The organism is Streptomyces sp. NPDC007971 (assembly GCF_042958635.1).
Classification (GTDB): Bacteria; Actinomycetota; Actinomycetes; order Streptomycetales; family Streptomycetaceae; genus Streptomyces.
This window is the reverse complement of record NZ_JBIBJK010000024.1, coordinates 92886-110153: the sequence shown is the minus strand read 5'-3', so window position 1 is coordinate 110153 and position 17268 is coordinate 92886. Positions and strand designations below refer to the sequence as shown.

The 17268-nt window shown below is 73.2% G+C and carries 9 protein-coding genes and 1 pseudogene; all 10 read left to right on the top strand.

The genetic code is table 11. From position 1 onward, the window contains the following. Nucleotides 1–413 precede the first annotated feature (413 nt). Nucleotides 414–764 (top strand): hypothetical protein, encoded by a 351-nt coding sequence (locus tag ACFZCP_RS37900; RefSeq protein ID WP_391438246.1) that lies wholly within the window; start codon nt 414–416, stop codon nt 762–764. Beyond that, complete coding sequence (locus ACFZCP_RS37895) at nt 761–2518, top strand: FAD/NAD(P)-binding protein (protein ID WP_391438245.1); 1758 nt, start codon at nt 761–763, stop codon at nt 2516–2518. Before ACFZCP_RS37900 ends, ACFZCP_RS37895 begins: the two co-directional genes overlap by 4 nt. A 315-nt stretch (nt 2519–2833) precedes the next feature. Beyond that, a complete protein-coding gene (locus ACFZCP_RS37890) occupies nt 2834–3973 on the top strand; it encodes an LLM class flavin-dependent oxidoreductase (RefSeq protein WP_391438244.1) in 1140 nt (379 codons plus the stop codon). After that, on the top strand, nt 3970–5364 hold the full coding sequence (locus ACFZCP_RS37885; RefSeq protein WP_391438243.1) for an LLM class flavin-dependent oxidoreductase: 1395 nt from the start codon (nt 3970–3972) through the stop codon (nt 5362–5364). The genes ACFZCP_RS37890 and ACFZCP_RS37885 overlap by 4 nt, the downstream gene beginning before the upstream one ends. A gap of 653 nt (nt 5365–6017) precedes the next feature. Beyond that, on the top strand, nt 6018–6917 hold the full coding sequence (locus ACFZCP_RS37880) for a trypsin-like serine protease (RefSeq protein WP_391438242.1): 900 nt from the start codon (nt 6018–6020) through the stop codon (nt 6915–6917). Between the two features lie 338 nt (nt 6918–7255). Next, nucleotides 7256–8338, top strand: a complete 1083-nt coding sequence (locus tag ACFZCP_RS37875; protein ID WP_391438241.1) for an alpha-lytic protease prodomain-containing protein — start codon at nt 7256–7258, stop codon at nt 8336–8338. Nucleotides 8339–8748: 410 nt separating this feature from the next. Further along, entirely contained in the window at nt 8749–12201 is a 3453-nt protein-coding gene (locus ACFZCP_RS37870) for a DNA polymerase III subunit alpha (protein WP_391438240.1), read from the top strand. Continuing rightward, a complete protein-coding gene (locus ACFZCP_RS37865; RefSeq protein ID WP_391438239.1) occupies nt 12198–13238 on the top strand; it encodes an ImpB/MucB/SamB family protein in 1041 nt (346 codons plus the stop codon). The genes ACFZCP_RS37870 and ACFZCP_RS37865 overlap by 4 nt, the downstream gene beginning before the upstream one ends. A gap of 161 nt (nt 13239–13399) precedes the next feature. Next, nucleotides 13400–15601, top strand: a complete 2202-nt coding sequence (locus ACFZCP_RS37860) for an FUSC family protein (RefSeq protein WP_391438238.1) — start codon at nt 13400–13402, stop codon at nt 15599–15601. Between the two features lie 669 nt (nt 15602–16270). Then, a pseudogene (locus ACFZCP_RS37855) lies at nt 16271–17261 on the top strand (alpha-hydroxy-acid oxidizing protein); the annotation flags it as partial. Nucleotides 17262–17268: the final 7 nt, after the last annotated feature.

The following is a 17268-nucleotide window of genomic DNA, read 5'->3' as shown; positions in this document are numbered from 1 at the left end:
CGAGGCAAAGCGTGCGAGGGGAGGGGTGCGCGTGTGAAGGCGGTGCAGCGGAGGAAGAACGCGAAAGCGCCCGCCGCGGGGCAGGCATGAGCAGGGGGTCAGCTCAACAGGACGAGGACCACACGCGACCGAAGTCGATGTGGGAGCGGGTGACCAGCCACTGCTGTGGATGCATGGGCCAAGTGGAACAGGCATGCGGTTCCGCGTCAACTCCGTTGAGACGTACGGCTCACAGTGTGGACGGCCTTGACAGCGGACCGAAACGCCCGCGTACTCTCGGTGAACGGCCCTGCTGAGGGGCTCGGCCGTCTCTGCGCCGCTCGGCGCGCCCGTGTGAAGGCATCCACCGTGTTCGACCTTCCCCCGACTCTCGGCTCCGTTCGAGCAGGGGGACCCCACCACGGAGCCTTCGCATGTCATCCGACACCCTCCTTGAGGTCCCCGCCGCACCCCAGGTGCCCCGGCGCGCGGACACCCTGACGATCACCCCGCGGCGCCGCCCCGCCCGGCGCCCGGCGGCCGCCGCCGTCGGTCCGTCGCTCCCGGCCCTGTTGAACCGCCGCCCCGCCCACCGGCTCGTCCCGAGGCCGGTGGCCGCCGTCCTCCGGTACGCCGTGCCGACCCGGGCGAACGTGGTGCTCGGCACCGGCCGGTACCGCGTCGCAAGACACGACGCGCGCGGCGGTACGGCCGCCCGAGCGCGCGGGACGGCCGCCCGGTTGTGCGGGACGGCTTCCCGGTCGCGCGGTACGGGCGCCCGATGAGGCCGCAGCTGGTGATCGTGGGAGCCGGGCCGCGGGGGACCGGACTGCTCGAACGCATCGCCGCCAACGCACCCGAGCTGTACGCCGAACCGGGCCTCGACATCCACCTGGTCGACCCCCATCCGCCCGGCGGCGGACGCATCTGGCGCCAGGCGCAGTCGCCGCTGCTGTGGATGAACTCCCATGCGAAGGACGTCACCATGTTCACCGACGAGACGGTGACGATGGACGGACCGGTGCGCGAGGGGCCCACCCTGCACGAATGGGCGGGCCTGGACGGCCGTGTCTTCGCCGACCGGCGGATCCAGGGCCGCTATCTGCACTGGGTGTACGAGCGCGCCCGCGCCGAACTGCCCCCGGGCGTCACCGTCCACCACCACCCCCGGCGCGCCCTGCGCGTCGGCGGGCCGCGCGAGGGCCGCCAGCAGGTATGGCTGGAGGGCCGTCCGCGCCCCCTCCTCGCCGACGTCGTCGTACTCGCCCTCGGCCACCTCGACGCCGACCCCGGACCCCTGCAGGCCGGGTTGAGCGCGTACGCCCGCGAGCACGGACTGGTCCACCTGCCGCCCGACTTCACCGCCGACAGCGACCTGTCCCGCCTGAAGGCCGGCGAGGCGGTCCTCGTACGGGGCTTCGGCCTGGCCTTCGTCGACCTGATGGTGCTGCTCACCGAGGGGCGGGGCGGGCGCTACGAGGGGGACGCCTATCTCCCCTCGGGCCGCGAACCCGTGCTGTACGTGGGCTCGCGGCGCGGAGTGCCGTACCACTCGAAGATCGGCTACGACTGGACCGGCGCCCGGCCCGCACCGCCCCGCTTCTTCGGGCCCGCCGAGGTCGGGGAACTGCTGGCCCGGCCGGGCGGCTTCGACTTCCGGCGCGATGTGTGGCCGCTGGTGGAGAAGGAGCTGGGCTTCGCCCACTACCACCGCCTGTTCACCGCCCACCCCGGGCGTACGGCGACGGCGTGGGCCGGCTTCGAGGCGCGGTACGCGGACGCCGCCGACCCCGACGAGGTCCGGGCGCTGGTCGCCGCCGCCGTGCCCGATCCGGCCGACCGCCTCGACCTCGCCGCGCTCGACCGTCCGCTGGACGGGGTGCGCCACGGCTCGCACGAGGAGTTCCAGGAGGGCCTGCGCCGGTATGTCGAAGCCGACCTGAGCCGTCGTCACAACCCCGATCACAGCGCCGACCTGGGCGTCTTCCTCGCCCTGCTGTCCGTCTACGGGCAGCTGGTGCGGCTCGGGGACATCGGCCCCTGGTGGCACGGCTTCTTCAGCCACCTGGCGTCCGGGCCGCCCGGACCCCGGCTCAGGCAGATGCTCGCGCTGTCCCGGGCCGGCCTTCTGCGGTTCGTCGGCGCCGACATGACCGTCACTGCCGAGGACGGCGTGTTCCGGGCCGCCGGCGCGACCGTGCCGGGATTCGCCGTCGAGGCACGCGCGCTGGTCGAGGCCCGGCTGCCCGAGCCGACCGTGGGACGGGCCCGCGACCCCCTGCTGAGGGAACTGCACGCCGAGGGGGCCGCTGAAACCCCCGAGGGGTTGCTGCGCGTCGCCCCCGCCGACGGGCGGATCCTCGACGGCGCCGGGCGCCCGCACCCACGCCGCTTCGCGCTCGGTCCGTACACCGATGCCCGTACCCCCGGCGCCTTCACCCGCCCGCGCACCGGCGGGCCCGCGTTCCGGCAGAACGACGCGACGGCGCGGGCCGCGCTGAAGTTCCTGGCCCAACTCGCCCTTCGCACAGCCGCATGAACCCCGCCCGCACAGCCGCATGAACCCTTCCGACTCCAAGGAACCACGTGATGAGCGTCATGGTCCGCATCGGATCCGTCCGCAGGAGCTTCGGCTCGCCCGAGGCCCGCAAGGGCGTCCGTCCGGAATCGTTCGGCGCCGCCGGTCCGGGGCGTCCTGGCTGTCCAGGGGTGCGGTGCTCAACTCCGGTGCGGCACTCGCCAATGCGGTGCCCGTCCCCGATGCGGCGCCCCTCACCGGTGCTGCGGGGCGAAGGGGGCCGGGGACGAGGCGGGCCGGAGCGCCCGGGATACGCGGGAAACGGGGGACGCTGACGTGAGTGCGCGACACGGCCGAGGGCTGTTGCACCTCGCCGCTGCCGTCGATCGGCCCGGCTGCTTCGACGCCGCCTCGTACATCGAGCCGGCGCAGCTCGCCGAGCGCGGCGGGCTCGACTTCGTGACGCTGGACGACTCCTACGCCCGGCCGGGCCCCGACGCGCTCGGTGTGCTGTCCCGGGTGGCGCCCGCGACCCGCAGGATCGGCCTCGTCCCGACCGTCACCACCACGCACACCGAGCCCTTCCGCGTCCAGGCCGCCGTGGCCACCCTCGACTGGGCCAGCCGCGGCCGGGCCGGCTGGCGGATCGACGTGTCCGCCACCGAGGGCGAGGCCCGCCTCTTCGGCCCCGGACATGCCGCCCCCGCGGACGCGCTGTGGGCCCGGGCGGGCGAAACGGCCGACGTGGCGGCGAAGCTGTGGGACAGCTGGGAGGACGGCGCGGAGATCCGTGACCCGGCGCCCGGCCGCTTCCTCGACCGGGCCCGGCTGCACCACGTCGACTTCACCGGTAGCGCCTTCTCCGTCAAGGGGCCCTCGACCGTGCCCCGGCCGCCGCAGGGCCACCCCGTGCGGGTGGTCGATGCCACCGAGGAACGGGCCAGGCCCACCGCGGCCCGGTACGCCGACGTGGCCCTGGTCCGCGTCGCGACCCCCGCCCAGGCCGCCGATGTGCAGAGCCGACTGCGGCTCCGGGCCGCGGAGTCCGGCAGACACCCCGGCTCCCTGCGGGTTCTGGTGAGTCTCCTCGTCGACCTGGGCGACGGCGAGCGTGCGGCCGAGCCCGGACACGGTGGCGGCGGACCCCGGCCGAGTGCGCGGGGGCCGCTGTACCGGGGCGGCCCCGTCGATCTCGCGGACCTGATCACGGCCTGGCACGCGGAGGGCGTCGCCGACGGCTTCCACCTCATCCCCGTGGAGCCGCGCCGTGACCTGGAACGGCTCGTCAACGGCACGGTGGCGCTGCTCCAGCACCGCGGCCTGTTCCGCACCTTCTACCCGGGCAGCACCCTGCGCGAGCACCTGGGCCTCGCCCGGCCCGCCAGCCAGTACGCCGTGACCGGGGCAACGTCCACCAAGGCAGCGTCTGCCGGGGCAACGTCCACCAAGGCAGGGTCCGTCGGGGGAACGTCATGACCGTACGACGCATGGTGCACCTGGCGGCCCGCCTCCCCGGGGACGGACGGGGCGCCGTACGGACCGATCCGCGCTCCGGCCCGCGCACCGTGTTCGCCTCACTGGAACAGCCGGCGCGCACCGCCGAGCGCGGACTGTTCGACTTCCTGCTGCTCTCCGAGCGGCTGCGGCTGCCCGAGCACCGGGGCAGGATCCACGACCTCGACGCGGTCGGATGGCCGGAGACGGTCACCGTGCTGAACGCACTCGCCGCCGTCACCGAGCGGCTCGGCCTCGCCGCCACCGCGCACACCGCCTTCACCGAGCCGTACGAACTCGCCCGCAGGCTCGCGACGCTGGACCATCTCAGCGAGGGCCGGGCCGCCTGGCACGTCGAGACCTCCGCGGACGCCTTCCCCGGTGCCAACTTCCGGCCCGGCCCTCGTACCGGCGCCCGGGACCGGTACGCACACGCCGTCGAATTCATCGGCCTGGCGCGGCGGTTGTGGGACTCCTGGACGGCCGACGGACTCTCGCGCCCGTTCGCACACCAGGGCCGGTACTTCGACATCGCGGGGGAGTTCGGCCTGCCCCGCCCGCCGCAGCGGCACCCCGTGGTGATCCTTTCGGGCGAGACGGAGGAGGACCGGGAGGCCGCCGCGGCCTCGGCCGACGTGCTGCTCGTCCGGCACCGCTCCGTGGCGGCGGGCCGTGCCCTCGCCGCGGACCTCGGACGGCGGCTCGCCGGGTACGGCAGGGCCGCGGGGGACCTGAAGATCATGTGCGGGGTCGATGTCGTCCTCGGGGACACCGCCGCCGAGGCCCAGGAGCGGGCCGTGGAGATCAGACGGCAGCAGATCTCCCCGCAGGGTGCCCTCTTCGTCCTGGAGCAGGTCTGGGGCACGGACCTGTCCGGCCACGACCCGGACGGCCCGCTCCCCGAGACCGACCCGGTGCCGGACCCCGTGCCGGACCCCGTGCCGGATCCTCTGCCCGACTTTGTGCCGGATCCCTTGCTGGACCTCGTACCTGACTCCGTGCCTGACCCTGTGCCGGACCCGGCGAACGCACCCGGCCGGATGCGGCACGGTGACAGGCTCGCGCTCGCCGGGACATGGCGGGCGCTGGCGAAGGAGAAGGGACTGTCGATCCGCGAGACCGTGATCGAGGCGAGCGGCCGGCAGTCCTTCATCGGCACCCCGGACACGGTCGCCGCCGCCCTGCAGGCGTACGTACGCGAGGGCGCGGCCGACGGCTTCGTCCTCCTGCCGCACCGTACGCCCGGCTGCCTCGACGGGTTCGTGGACCAGGTGGTGCCGCTGCTCCAGGAACGCGGCGCCTTCCGCACGGAGTACCGGGGCACGACCCTGCGCTCACATCTGGGGCTGCCCGACCCGGCGGGGGAGGGCTGAGCACGGGCGGGGAGGGCTGAGCACGGCGGGACTCGATCGCACGGCGCCGGGCGCACCGCGGGATCGAGGAGCACCCGGTGCCGGGCGCACCGCGGGACCGAGGAGCATCCGGTGCCGGGCGCACCGCGGGACCGAGGACCATCCGAAGCCGGGCACACCGGAAGATCGAAGATCAGCCGGAGGGCCGACTTCCGGACATTCCAGGGACTTGGGAGGCCGATGGTGACGGGGAGGTGGTCACCGCCGCCGGGACGGGCGGCCCGACCCGTGGACCACCTGGCCCTTTTCCCGGCGAGGTCCGGGCCGCCGCGACAGCGCCCCGCTACCGCCGCACGCCGTCGGCGGCCACCTCCGCCCGTGCCTCCCGCCGCCGGGCAATTTGCCGGCCGTGACGACCGTGACCACCGTGACGGCCGTGGCGATCGAGGTGGGAGAGCGTGTTCTGAGTGGACGTCAGTGGGGGTTCTCTAAAGAGTGGTTCAAAGGCCGCGGCCGAAAGGCACCCTTGTGCCGACCGGCCGTTCGGCCGAATACTCCCCCTCAGCGCTTGTCAGGGTGTATGCGTGTTCGGACTCCCGGACAGGTCCCTGGCTGCGCCTCACGGGCCCCGACCCCCACGCGGGCCCCCGACTTCCCCTGGGAGGGAACGAAAAGTGAGGATCAAGCGCACCACTCCCCACAGCGGCACTGCGAGACGGACCCGGCTGATCGCCGTGACCACCGGATTCCTGGCCGCAGCAGCGTTCGCCGCCCCCACCGCGAATGCCGGCGACGACCACACGTTCAGCGCCAATCAGCTCACCCAGGCGAGTGATTCCGTCCTGAGGGCCGACGTCGCCGGCACGGCCTGGGCGGTCGACAGCAAGACCGACCGGGTCGTCGTCACCGTCGACAGCACGGTCTCCAAGGCCGAGATCGCCAAGATCAAGCAGCAGGCCGGCTCCAACGAGGGCGCGCTGACCGTCAAGCACACCCCCGGCAAGTTCAGGAAGCTGATCAGCGGCGGCGACGCGATCTACGGCGGCTCCTACCGCTGCTCGCTCGGCTTCAACGTGCACAGCGGCAGCACCTACTACTTCCTGACCGCCGGTCACTGCGGCCAGGTCGCCTCCACCTGGTACAGCAACTCCGGCCACAGCACCGTGCTGGGCACGAACGCCGGCTACAGCTTCCCGGGCAACGACTTCGCCCTGGTGCGCTACACCAACTCCTCGATCGCGCACCCGAGCGCGGTGGGCAGCCAGACCATCAGCCGTGCGGCCACCCCGTCCGTGGGGACGACCGTCTACCGCCGCGGTTCCACCACCGGCACGCACAGCGGCCGCGTCACCGCGCTGAACGCCACCGTCAACTACGGCGGCGGTGACGTCGTCTACGGCCTGATCCAGACCACGGTCTGCGCCGAGGGCGGCGACAGCGGCGGCCCGCTCTACGGAGGCAGCACGGCCTACGGCCTGACCTCCGGAGGCAGCGGTGACTGCAGCTCCGGCGGTACGACCTTCTTCCAGCCGGTCACCGAGGCGCTGAGCTACTACGGCGTGACCCTGCCCTGACGGTTACGGATACGGATGCCGGTACGGACCGGCTTCGGGCCCCCGCGCAGCTCGTGCGCGGGGGCTTTGGCGTTCCGGGGCGGGGGGTGGTTTCCGGCCATGGGTAACGGTCACTGTCCGCCGATGGGTTACTCGCCCGTAGTGTTTGCAGTGCGAACTCCCTGGGGTGACCGTCCTCGGTCAAGCGGGCGGGGCGTGCGGAGCGCATCGCATGCGCGTCCTGAAGTCGACCTTGTGTGCTCCCTGTGCCGTTCGGAAGAGTAGGCGCCCGTCAACCAGCCTTCCGGCCCGTGAGATCCCCACAACCTCCGGGCCGACCCCCCACAGGAGGACGTGAGTTGCAGCACCGACGCATACCCCGGCGCCGGGCCGTGATGGCCGGTGCGGGAATCGCCGCACTGGTCGCCGCAGGTGTCACCTTCCAGACTGCGAACGCCAGCGAACCCTCGAAGCCCACTCCGCAGCCGCAGGTCCTGTCGGCCCCCGCGGCCGGAAAGCTCGCCTCTGCGCTCGTCAAGGACCTCGGGCGCAACGCCGCGGGCAGCTACTACGACGCCCGGGCGAAGAGCCTCGTCGTCAACGTGCTCGACGCCGATGCCGCCAAGGCCGTCCGGGCGGCCGGCGCCAAGGCCAGAGTCGTCGCCCACTCCCTTGCCGAACTCGACGGGGCGCGGGCGACCCTGAAGGCGGACGCGACCATCCCCGGCACCTCGTGGGCGACCGACCCGGTCACCAACAAGGTCGTGGTCACCGCCGACAGAACGGTGTCCGGCGCGGCCCTCGCCAAGCTCGGCAAGGTGGTCGACGCGCTCGGGGCGAAGGCCGAACTGAAGCGGTCGAAGGCGGAGTTCAAGCCCTTCGTCGCCGGCGGTGACGCGATCTCCGGCTCGGGCGGGCGCTGCTCGCTCGGCTTCAACGTGGTCAAGGGCGGGCAGCCGTTCTTCCTGACCGCGGGTCACTGCACCGACGCCATCTCCTCGTGGTCGGACTCCTCCGGCAACGTCATCGGGAAGAACGAGCAGTCCAGCTTCCCGGGCAACGACTTCGGTCTGGTCAAGTACACCTCGGACACCGAGCACCCCAGCGAGGTCGACCTCTACAACGGCTCGACCCAGAAGATCACCGGTGCGGCCGAGGCCACCGTCGGCATGAAGGTCACCCGCAGCGGCTCGACCACCCATGTGCACGACGGCACGGTCACCGGGTTGAACGCCACCGTCAACTACTCGGAGGGCACGGTCGGCGGTCTGATCCAGACCGACGTCTGCGCCGAGCCCGGTGACAGCGGCGGCTCGCTCTTCTCGGGCAGCAACGCGATCGGTCTGACCTCGGGCGGCAGCGGTGACTGCACCTCCGGCGGGGAGACCTTCTTCCAGCCCGTCACCGAGGCGCTGTCGGCGACCGGGACCCAGATCGGCTGACCTGCGTACGCATCGTTCCGCAGTCCCGCCCCTCGCAACGGGGGCGGGACTTTGCGTTGTGCGTCCCCGTCGTGCCCGCGCACGAGTCGTGCCGCACGCGAGTGGTCCGGTATGCGCGTGGTGCGGCGTTGCGAGTGGTGCCGTACGTGAGTGGTGCCGCATGCGAGTCGTGCCGTACGTGAGTCGTGCCGCATTGCGAGTGGTGGTGCCCGCGTGATCGCGGTGGTGACCGGCCGGCGAGCCGTCTGTTTCGGCCTCCCTCTCACCTCGGCCTCACCCCGGGCAAAGAATCGCTGTTGTGTTCGAATCTGGTCGCTGACCGGGACTGATGAGGTTAGAGTAATCGAACGAGCGTACGATGAACGTATCGGACGTATGGCTGAAAAGGGGTGGAGTGATGGAGGTGCGGCATGGCGGGCTTCGCTCATCTGCACGTCGCGTCCGGTTACTCCGCCCGCTACGGCGCCGCCCATCCGGAGCACCTTGTCCGAAGGGCGGCCGAGCGGGGCATGGCGGCGCTCGCGCTGACCGACCGGGACACGGTGACCGGTGCCGTCCGGTTCGCCCGGGCCTGCGCGACGGAGGGGGTCCGGCCGCTCTTCGGCATCGACCTGGCCGTGGAGGCCGTCGCGCCCCCTCCTCCCGAGCGGCGGCGTCGCACTCCGGCGCGCGGCGGTGCGCACGTGATCGAGCCGCCGCTGCGGTTCGTGCTGCTCGCGCAGGACCGGGCGGGGTGGGCCCGGCTGTGCCGCATCACCTCGGCCGCTCATGAGGGTGCGGCGGGCGGTGGGGCGCCGGTGGTGCCGTGGGAGGCGCTCCGTGCGCACGGCGGTCCCGGCCTGGTGGTCCTGCTCGGCCCGCTGTCGGAGCCGGTGAGGGCGCTGTCGGCGGGCCGGGGGGACGTCGCGGCGAAGCTGCTGGCGCCGTGGCGGGAGATCTTCGGGAGCGGGGTCCGGCTGGAAGTCGTTGCGCAGAAACGTTTCGGCGTCGGTCCGGGATCCCTTCGGCTCGCCGCCCGCACCCTGGCGCTGGCCGACCGCACCGGCATCACTGCCGTGCTCTCCAACGCCGTCCGCTACGCCGACCCGGAGCAGCACCGGCTCGCCGACGTCCTGGACGCCGCGCGGCTGCTGCGCCCGATCGACCGGCGCAGCCTGGACAGCGGGCAGCGCTGGCTCAAGGACGAGAAAGGGATGGCGGGCATCGCGCGGATGATCGTCGAATGCGCGGGGGCCGACGCCCGGCGGGCGCACCGTCTGCTGGCGGACACCGCCGCCACGGCGACCGCGTGCACCGTCGACCCGGCGGCGGACCTCGGGCTGGGCACACCGCGCCTCCCCGAACCGTCGCTCTTCGGCGCTGATCCGGGACCGGGCGGCGCGGCCAGGCTGCTGCGCCGGCAGTGTGAGGACGGCCTGGCCCGGCGCGGTCTGGACCGTGACCGAGCCGCGCTGGAGCGGCTGGACGAAGAGCTGGCCGTGATCTCCGAGCTGGCCTACGACGCGTACTTTCTCGCCGTGGGCCAGGTCGTGGCCGACATCCGGGCGAGGGGCATCAGGGTCGCGGCCCGTGGCTCGGGCGCCGGTTCGATGGTCTGCCACGCACTGGACATCGCCACGGCCAACCCGCTCGACCACCGCCTGCTGTTCGAACGCTTCCTGAGCGTGCGCCGCGGCTCGCTGCCCGACATCGACATCGACGTGGAGTCCGCCCGGCGCCTGGAGTGCTACGACGCGATCTTCGAACGGTTCGGGAAGGAACGGGTGGCGGTCACCGCCATGCCCGAGACCTACCGGGCCCGCCGGGCCCTGCGCGACACGGGCCTCGCGCTGGGAATCGCCCCGGCCGACGTCGACCGGATCGCCAAGAGCTTCCCGCACCTGCGGGCCTGCGACATCACCGGCGCCCTCGCCGAACTGCCCGAGCTGCGGCAGCTGGCCGCCGAGGCGCACCGGTACGGGCCCCTGTGGGAACTGGCCGAGGGCCTCGACTCCCTGGTCCACGGCATGGCCATGCACCCCTGTGGCGTGGTCATCAGCGACGCCACCCTGCTGGACCGGCTGCCGGTGCAGCCGACCCCGCAGGGCGACTACCCGATGGCGATGGCGGCGAAGGAGGAGATCGAGGCGCTGGGCAACATCAAACTGGACGTCCTGGGAGTCCGCATGCAGTCCGCCATGGCCCATGCCGTCGCCGAGATCGAACGCACCACCGGCAACCGCATCGACCTGGACGACCCGAAGCAGGTGCCGCTCGACGACGTCTTCGCGTTCAAGCTCATCCAGGAGAGCCAGACCCTCGGCCTGTTCCAGCTGGAGTCGCCCGGCCAGCAGGACCTGCTGTCCCGGCTGCAGCCGCGCAATCCGCAGGACGTCATCGCCGACATCAGCCTCTTCCGTCCCGGGCCGGTCGCGGGCGGCATGCCCGAGCGGTACATCGCCGCCCGGCACGGCGGCGCGCCGTCGTACGCCCACCCGGACCTGGAGCCGGTGCTCGCCGACACCTACGGCGTGACCATCTGGCACGAGCAGATCATCGAGACGCTGTCGGTGATGACCGGCTGCGACCGGGCGATGGCCGAGATCGCCCGGCGGGCGCTCGGCGACAAGGGCCGGCTGCCGAGGATCAGGGACTGGTTCGACCGGCTGGCACGCGCGCGTGGTTACGGCGCGGCCGTCCGGGACGAGGTCTGGAAGACGGTCGAGGCCTTCGGGGCGTACGGCTTCTGCCGCGCCCACGCGGTCGCCTTCGCCGTACCGGCCCTGCAGAGCGCCTGGCTCAAGGCGCACTATCCGGCGTTCCTGCTGGCCGGCCTGCTCGAACACGACCCCGGTATGTGGCCCAAGCGGGTCCTGGTCTCCGACGCCCGCCGGCGTGGGGTGCCGGTCCTGCCCGTCGACATCAACCGCTCCCAGGTGAAGCACACGGTGGAGAAGGCCGACACGGACCAGTGGGGCGTACGCCTTGCCCTCTGCGCGGTGCACGGTATCGGCGAGGAGGAGTGCGCGCGGATCGAGGCGGGGCAGCCGTACGGATCGCTGTCGGACTTCTGGCAGCGGGCCCGTCCCAGCAGGCCCACCGCCGAACGCCTCGCGGAGATCGGTGCCCTGAACTCCCTGCACGACGGCCGTCTCACCCGCCGCGACCTGCTGCTCCAGATCGCCGAACTCCACCGGCAGTCCCGCAACCGGACCGCGGGTTCGGGGCAGTTGCCCATCGACGCGGGTGCGGTCGGCGGCGCGGAGCCGAGCGGTCTGCCGGAGATGACCGGCCGCGAGGCGCTGAGCGCCGAACTGAACACGCTCGGCATCGACGTCTCGAAGCACCTGATGGAGCACCATCACCGGCTGCTGCGCGAGATCGGCGCCACCGATGCCGCCCACCTGGCCGGGATGCGTGCCGGTCAGCAGGTTCTCGTCGCGGGCGTGCGGGCCTCGACCCAGACCCCGCCGATCGCCAGTGGCAAGCGGATCATCTTCGTCACGCTGGAGGACGGTTCCGGCCTGGTCGACCTGGCGTTCTTCGAGGACTCCCATCCGGCCTGCGCGCACACCGTGTTCCACAGCGGGCTGCTGCTGGTGCGCGGCACGGTCCAGGTGCGCGGCACCCGTCGTACCGTCGTCGGCGCGATGGCCTGGGACCTGGACGAGATCGCCTCGGCCCGCCGCGACAACGGTCCCGAGGCAGCGCTCGCCCTTCTCGGAGAGAGCCGCCCGCACCCGACCCCGGCCCAGCCGCGGCGCACCCTGGTCAACGGCACCACGGGCGCCCGGCTGCATCCGTACGCCGATCTGCAGCCCGCCGGCACCCGCTCGGCGGACCTGAAGAAGTTCGGCCATCGCAGTCCGGGGAGCGCGGGATGAGTGCACGTCGGCGGCACATCGCCCACATCCATCTGCACGCCTCGCTGACCGAGGATCAGTACGCCGATATAATCGAACTGATGTCCGGCATCACGCCCCACGTCCAGGCCGTCCCGCCGAACGCCGTGCAGCTGGACCTGACGTCGGCGCTCCGCTACTTCGACCTGTCTCCCTACGACATGGTCCAGACCGCGATGATGAGACTGAAGGCCCTCCACGGCCTCGACAGCAGCGCCGGGCTCGCGGGCAACCGCATGCTGGCGGCCATGGCGGCCGACGCGTCCGCGCCGGGAGAGACCACCTGGGTCCCCGCCGAACGGGCCGCGGAGTGGCTGTATCCGCGCCCGCTCACCGCGCTGCCGGGGATCGGCCGGGCCACGGCGACCACCCTCACCCGGTACGGCCTGCACACCATCGGCCAGATCGCCGACCTGCCCCCTTCGACCCTGCAACGGCTCCTCGGCGCCGGCCAGGCACGGCTGCTGGCCGAGCGTGCCCGCGGCCACGACCCCCGTCCGGTCACCCCCGCGGAACCGACGGAGCACCTGATCGCCGATCTCGTGCTGGAGCGGGACTGCCTGGATCCGGCACAGCAGCACCGGTCCGTCCTCGGGCTCGCCGACCGGATCGGCCGGCAACTGCGCGGCGAACGTCAGGTCGCCGGCCGCATCACCCTCACCGTGCGCTACGCCGACCGCAGCTCCACCACGCGCGCCCGCACCCTGCCGGAACCCACCGACCACTCACCGGCCCTCGCCGCACCCGCCCTGGGTCTGCTGGCCGCCCTCGGGCTCCAGCGGGCACGCGTCCGTGCCTTCGCCCTCCGCGTCGACGACCTGCGGCCGGCCGACGGCGCCCACCGCCAGCTCTCGCTGGACCCGGGCGACGACCGCGCCCGCAACGCCGAAGCCGCGGCCGACAGAGCCCGTCGCCGCTTCGGCCCGGGAGCCGTGGGTCCGGCCACCCTCGCGGGCGACCGCCGGGGCCGGACCCCGGCCACGGGGTCATCTCACAGCCGGACCCCGGCCATGAGGTGACCCCGAGGCGGAACGGCTGATCGCGCAGGGGTGAGTGCGCGGTCACCGCCTGGCCTGCCGTTCCGGGCGGCATCGGCCGGGTGCGGCGAGTGGCAGCCGCGTCGGGGCCGACGGAGGATGGGAGCGCTGCTCTCGCGCCGTGCCGCCAAGGAGGCCCGGACATGCGCTGGTGGTCGTCGTTGATCGCGCTCGGCCGGGACGGGCTGCGCATCCAACGGGCATTCGCCGCCCCGCCGGCGATCGCACGGGCCGTACTGGCCGTGCTGCTCGCCACGGTCCTCGGCCTGCTGCTGGACGACCCGGTGGCCGGGGCCATGACCGGCGTCGGTGCCTTCATCTGCGGCATCGGCACACTGCTGAGCCCGCTGCGACACCCGGTGGTGAACGCGCTCGTGATGGCCGCGGCCTTCAGCGCAATGGCAGTGCTGGGGGCTCTGGTGCACGGCACCACCTGGCTGTTCCTGCTGCTGCTCGCTGTCGCGGCGTTCGCGACCGGGCTGTGGCGGACGATGGGGCTCGCGCCCGGCATCCGGGGGTGCCTCGCGGTCATCGGGCTGATGATCACGGCTGATCTCGCCCCCGACGTACGTGGCGGCCTGGTGATGGCCGGGTGGATCGCGGCCGGGACCGGACTCGTCGTGGTGGCCCAGCTGCTCCCGCCGTACGGTCCTCGGTTCGCCGCGCAGCGCCGTGCCCTCGCAGCCCTGTACCGGTCGCTCGCCGAGGCCGCGGTCGCGGCAGACCCCGCCGCCCTGGGCGGGTCCGCCCCGTTCACGGCGGCCCGCCAGGCCCTGGACCTGCTGCCGCAGTTCAGCCGGCCCGCGGCGGCGCCCCTGTTCGGCCTGCTGGGAGAGGCCGAGCGCATTCGCCGCGCGCTGCACACCGTGCGGCTGACGGTACCTGCGGCGCCGACGGCAGCGAACGAGCAGGCAACCGCCGGGCACCAGCAGGCAACCGCCGGTAAGCAGGAGGCAATCGCCGGGAACCAAGAGGCAACCGCCGGTAAGCAGGAGGCGCCGGCCGCCGCCGCGCGGGTGCTGGGCGACATCTCCCGTACGGTGGCCGTCGGCCGCGAGCACCGCACACCCGACGACGTCCGTGCCCTCCTGGAAGCATGGGCGGCCGCCTCGCCCGCGCGCGGCCCGCGCGACCTGGACGCGCGGCTGCGGCAGGCCGCAGAGCTGGCCCGGCGCTCGACCGACGACCGCCTCGGCGACGTACTGGAACCCCACTCCGAGGTGCCGGGTCTGTACGCGGACACCCCCTCGGTGGCACGCACCGCCCGCCGGATCCGGGCGCAGCTCCACCCCGAGTCGCCGATCTTCCGCCATGCGCTACGGCTCGCAGTGGCTGTGGTGGTCGCCGAGGTCATCGGCCGGTCGATCGGCGGGTGGGGCGGGCTGGGCATCTCCGCGCACGGCTTCTGGGTGGCCCTGACTGCCATGCTGGTGCTCTTCCCCGACTACGGACACACCATCGCCCGCGGCTGGGGACGGGCGGTCGGGGCCGTGCTGGGCGGCCTCTTCGCCTGGGTGCTGTCCCTGCCCGACTGGTCGCCCGCCGGTCTCGCCGTCCTGTCGGTGGTGCTGGCCGCGGCGTCGTTCGTGACCCTGCGGACCGGGCAGCTGATGCTCAACCTGTGGCTGACCACCTGGATCGTCTTCCTGATCCACCACGTCGGCGGGCTGCCCGGGCCCACGGCATGGGCGCGCGCCGCCGACACGGTGGTCGGCGCCGTGCTCGCCATGCTGCTCTTCCTGGTCTGGCCGACCTGGTCCACCCGGCGGGTGCCGGGCCTGCTCGCGGACTGGCTGCGGGTGCAGGACCGGCTGCTGCCCGAGCTGCTGACCGGTTACGCCGACGTCGGCGCGGCCGACCCGGAGGCCGTGGACGCGCTGCGGGCGCGGTCCCGGCAGATCAGGGAGCACCTGGAGGCCGCGGTGGAGCAGTCGCACGCCGAGCCGGTCGAGCACCGCGGCCCCTGGACGGGCGCGCAGCTGGAGCAGATCAGGACGCAGGTGTCCACGGTCGCCGGATGCGCCACCCTGCTGGGCGAGCACCTGCCGCGCACCCCGCAGGACACCGTGCCCGAGCTGACCGAGCTGGCCGATCCGCTGCACGAACACCTCGCCGCCCTGGCCCGCGCCGCCGCCGGAGCCGAGACCGTGGCCCCGGGGGCGCTGCGGTCGGTCCTCGACTCCTTCACCGCCCGCTCCGGCCTGCCGGCCGAGACGTCCGACGGCTCCGGCAGTGTCACGACCAGCCGCGCCGTCGGCCTGAGCACCGCGACCGTCGACGCCGTCGAGGCCCTGACCACCACCATCGCCTCCCGCCACCGCCCCCGTCGCCACGCGGCGGTGTGAGACCCCGCGGAGCCGCTGCGCGCCCGACCGCGGCCGAGGATGCTGCGCTCACCCGCGGATGACGTGGTCCACGGACAGGGGGTGACAGACGGCCGACGCGCGAGGCTGTCGACGTACCAGAGCGTGCACGCCGAGAAGCTGTCCTCGGAACCGGGAACCGGGAACCGGGAACGGGGAACCGGGAACCGGGAACCGAGGAGTCCGTGTGTGTGGGGGGAGGCAGAGGGGCCGTATACGAGGCCGTCGGACACGAGATCCTCCCTGATTGCGTCCGAGGCCGAGAGCCACCGCGGATCCTGTGGCGGGACGACCCTCACCAGCGGGTGTTCGCTCCCGGGAGCCTCTTCCCCTTTCGCCCGGCCCACAGCAGCGCACGCTGTTACCCGCATGCCTGGCCGACGGCTGCGTACGCCGGTACCCGCATGTTTGGCCCAAGGCTGGGCACGCCGTACCCGCACGCCCGCCCCCCGGCTGCGTACGCAGGGGCACGTCCGGCCCGCCCACGGCTGCGCGCGCCGGTGCGGGCGCGGCCGTCCCGCATTCGGCCCACTCCGGCTGCGCGCGCAGGGCCGGCGACCGGAGAATCCCGCGTTCGGCGGCTTTCGCGCCCCGCTTTCCGCTTGTGGACTTCAAGGGCCCGCGGAAGAGGGTGCGAAGGAGGACCGGATCGTGGCGTTCGCCGACTACCAGGACGAGATCTACCTCGACGGCCTGCGCGGGGTTGCCGAACTGCCCATGATCTCCGAGGAACTGCGGCCACTGGCCGAGGCGGAAATGCCGCCCGCGGTGCGCTCCTACGTGGCGGGCGGCATGGCCGCGCGACGAGTACACCCAGCGGGCCAACACCGACGCGTTCGAGCGGTGGGGACTCGTCCCGCGCATGATGGTCAGCCCCACCGAGCGCGACCTGTCCGTCGACCTGTCCGTCGACCTGTTCGGGATGCGGCTGCCCCCGCCGCTGTTCATGGCCCCGGTCGGAGTGGTCGGGCTGTGCGCCCAGGACGGCCACGGCGACCTCGCGACGGCCCGTGCCGCCGCCCGGACCGGTGTGCCGATGGTCGCCTCCACCCTCACCGTCGACCCGATGGAGCGAGTCGCCGCCGAGTTCGGTGACACGCCCGGCTTCTTCCAGCTCTACACCCCCACCGACCGGGAGGTGGCCGAGAGCCTGGTCCACCGGGCCGAGGCCGCGGGCTTCAAGGCCGTCGTGGTCACCCTCGACACCTGGATCACGGGCTGGCGGCCCCGTGACCTGGCGGCCGGCAACTTCCCCCAGCCGCGCGGCCACTGCCTGGCCAACTACACCAGCGACCCGGTCTTCTGCTCCCGGCTCGCCACAGCCCCCGGAGACGACCCGACCGCGGCGGTGATGCACGGGGCGAAGACCTTTGGCAACCCGCTCACCTGGGACGACCTGCCCTGGCTGCGGTCGGTCATCGACCTGCCGCTGATCCTCAAGGGCATCTGCCACCCCGATGACGCCCGCCGGGCCGCGGACGGCGGTGTGGACGGCATCTACTGCTCCCACCACGGCGGCCGGCAGGCCAACGGCGGTCTGCCCGTGCTTCACGCCCTGCCGGACGTGGCCGATGCCGCCGGCGGTCTGCCCGTGCTGTTCGACTCCGGTGTCCGCACCGGAGCGGACATCGTCAAGGCCCTCGGTCCTG

What these genes read in the sequence shown, in the direction of transcription:
- ACFZCP_RS37900 (WP_391438246.1), top strand. Translation starts at nt 414, where the DNA reads ATGTCATCCGACACCCTCCTTGAGGTCCCCGCCGCACCCCAGGTGCCC.
- ACFZCP_RS37895 (WP_391438245.1), top strand. Translation starts at nt 761, where the DNA reads ATGAGGCCGCAGCTGGTGATCGTGGGAGCCGGGCCGCGGGGGACCGGA.
- ACFZCP_RS37885 (WP_391438243.1), top strand. Translation starts at nt 3,970, where the DNA reads ATGACCGTACGACGCATGGTGCACCTGGCGGCCCGCCTCCCCGGGGAC.
- ACFZCP_RS37870 (WP_391438240.1), top strand. Translation starts at nt 8,749, where the DNA reads ATGGCGGGCTTCGCTCATCTGCACGTCGCGTCCGGTTACTCCGCCCGC.
- ACFZCP_RS37865 (WP_391438239.1), top strand. Translation starts at nt 12,198, where the DNA reads ATGAGTGCACGTCGGCGGCACATCGCCCACATCCATCTGCACGCCTCG.
- ACFZCP_RS37860 (WP_391438238.1), top strand. Translation starts at nt 13,400, where the DNA reads ATGCGCTGGTGGTCGTCGTTGATCGCGCTCGGCCGGGACGGGCTGCGC.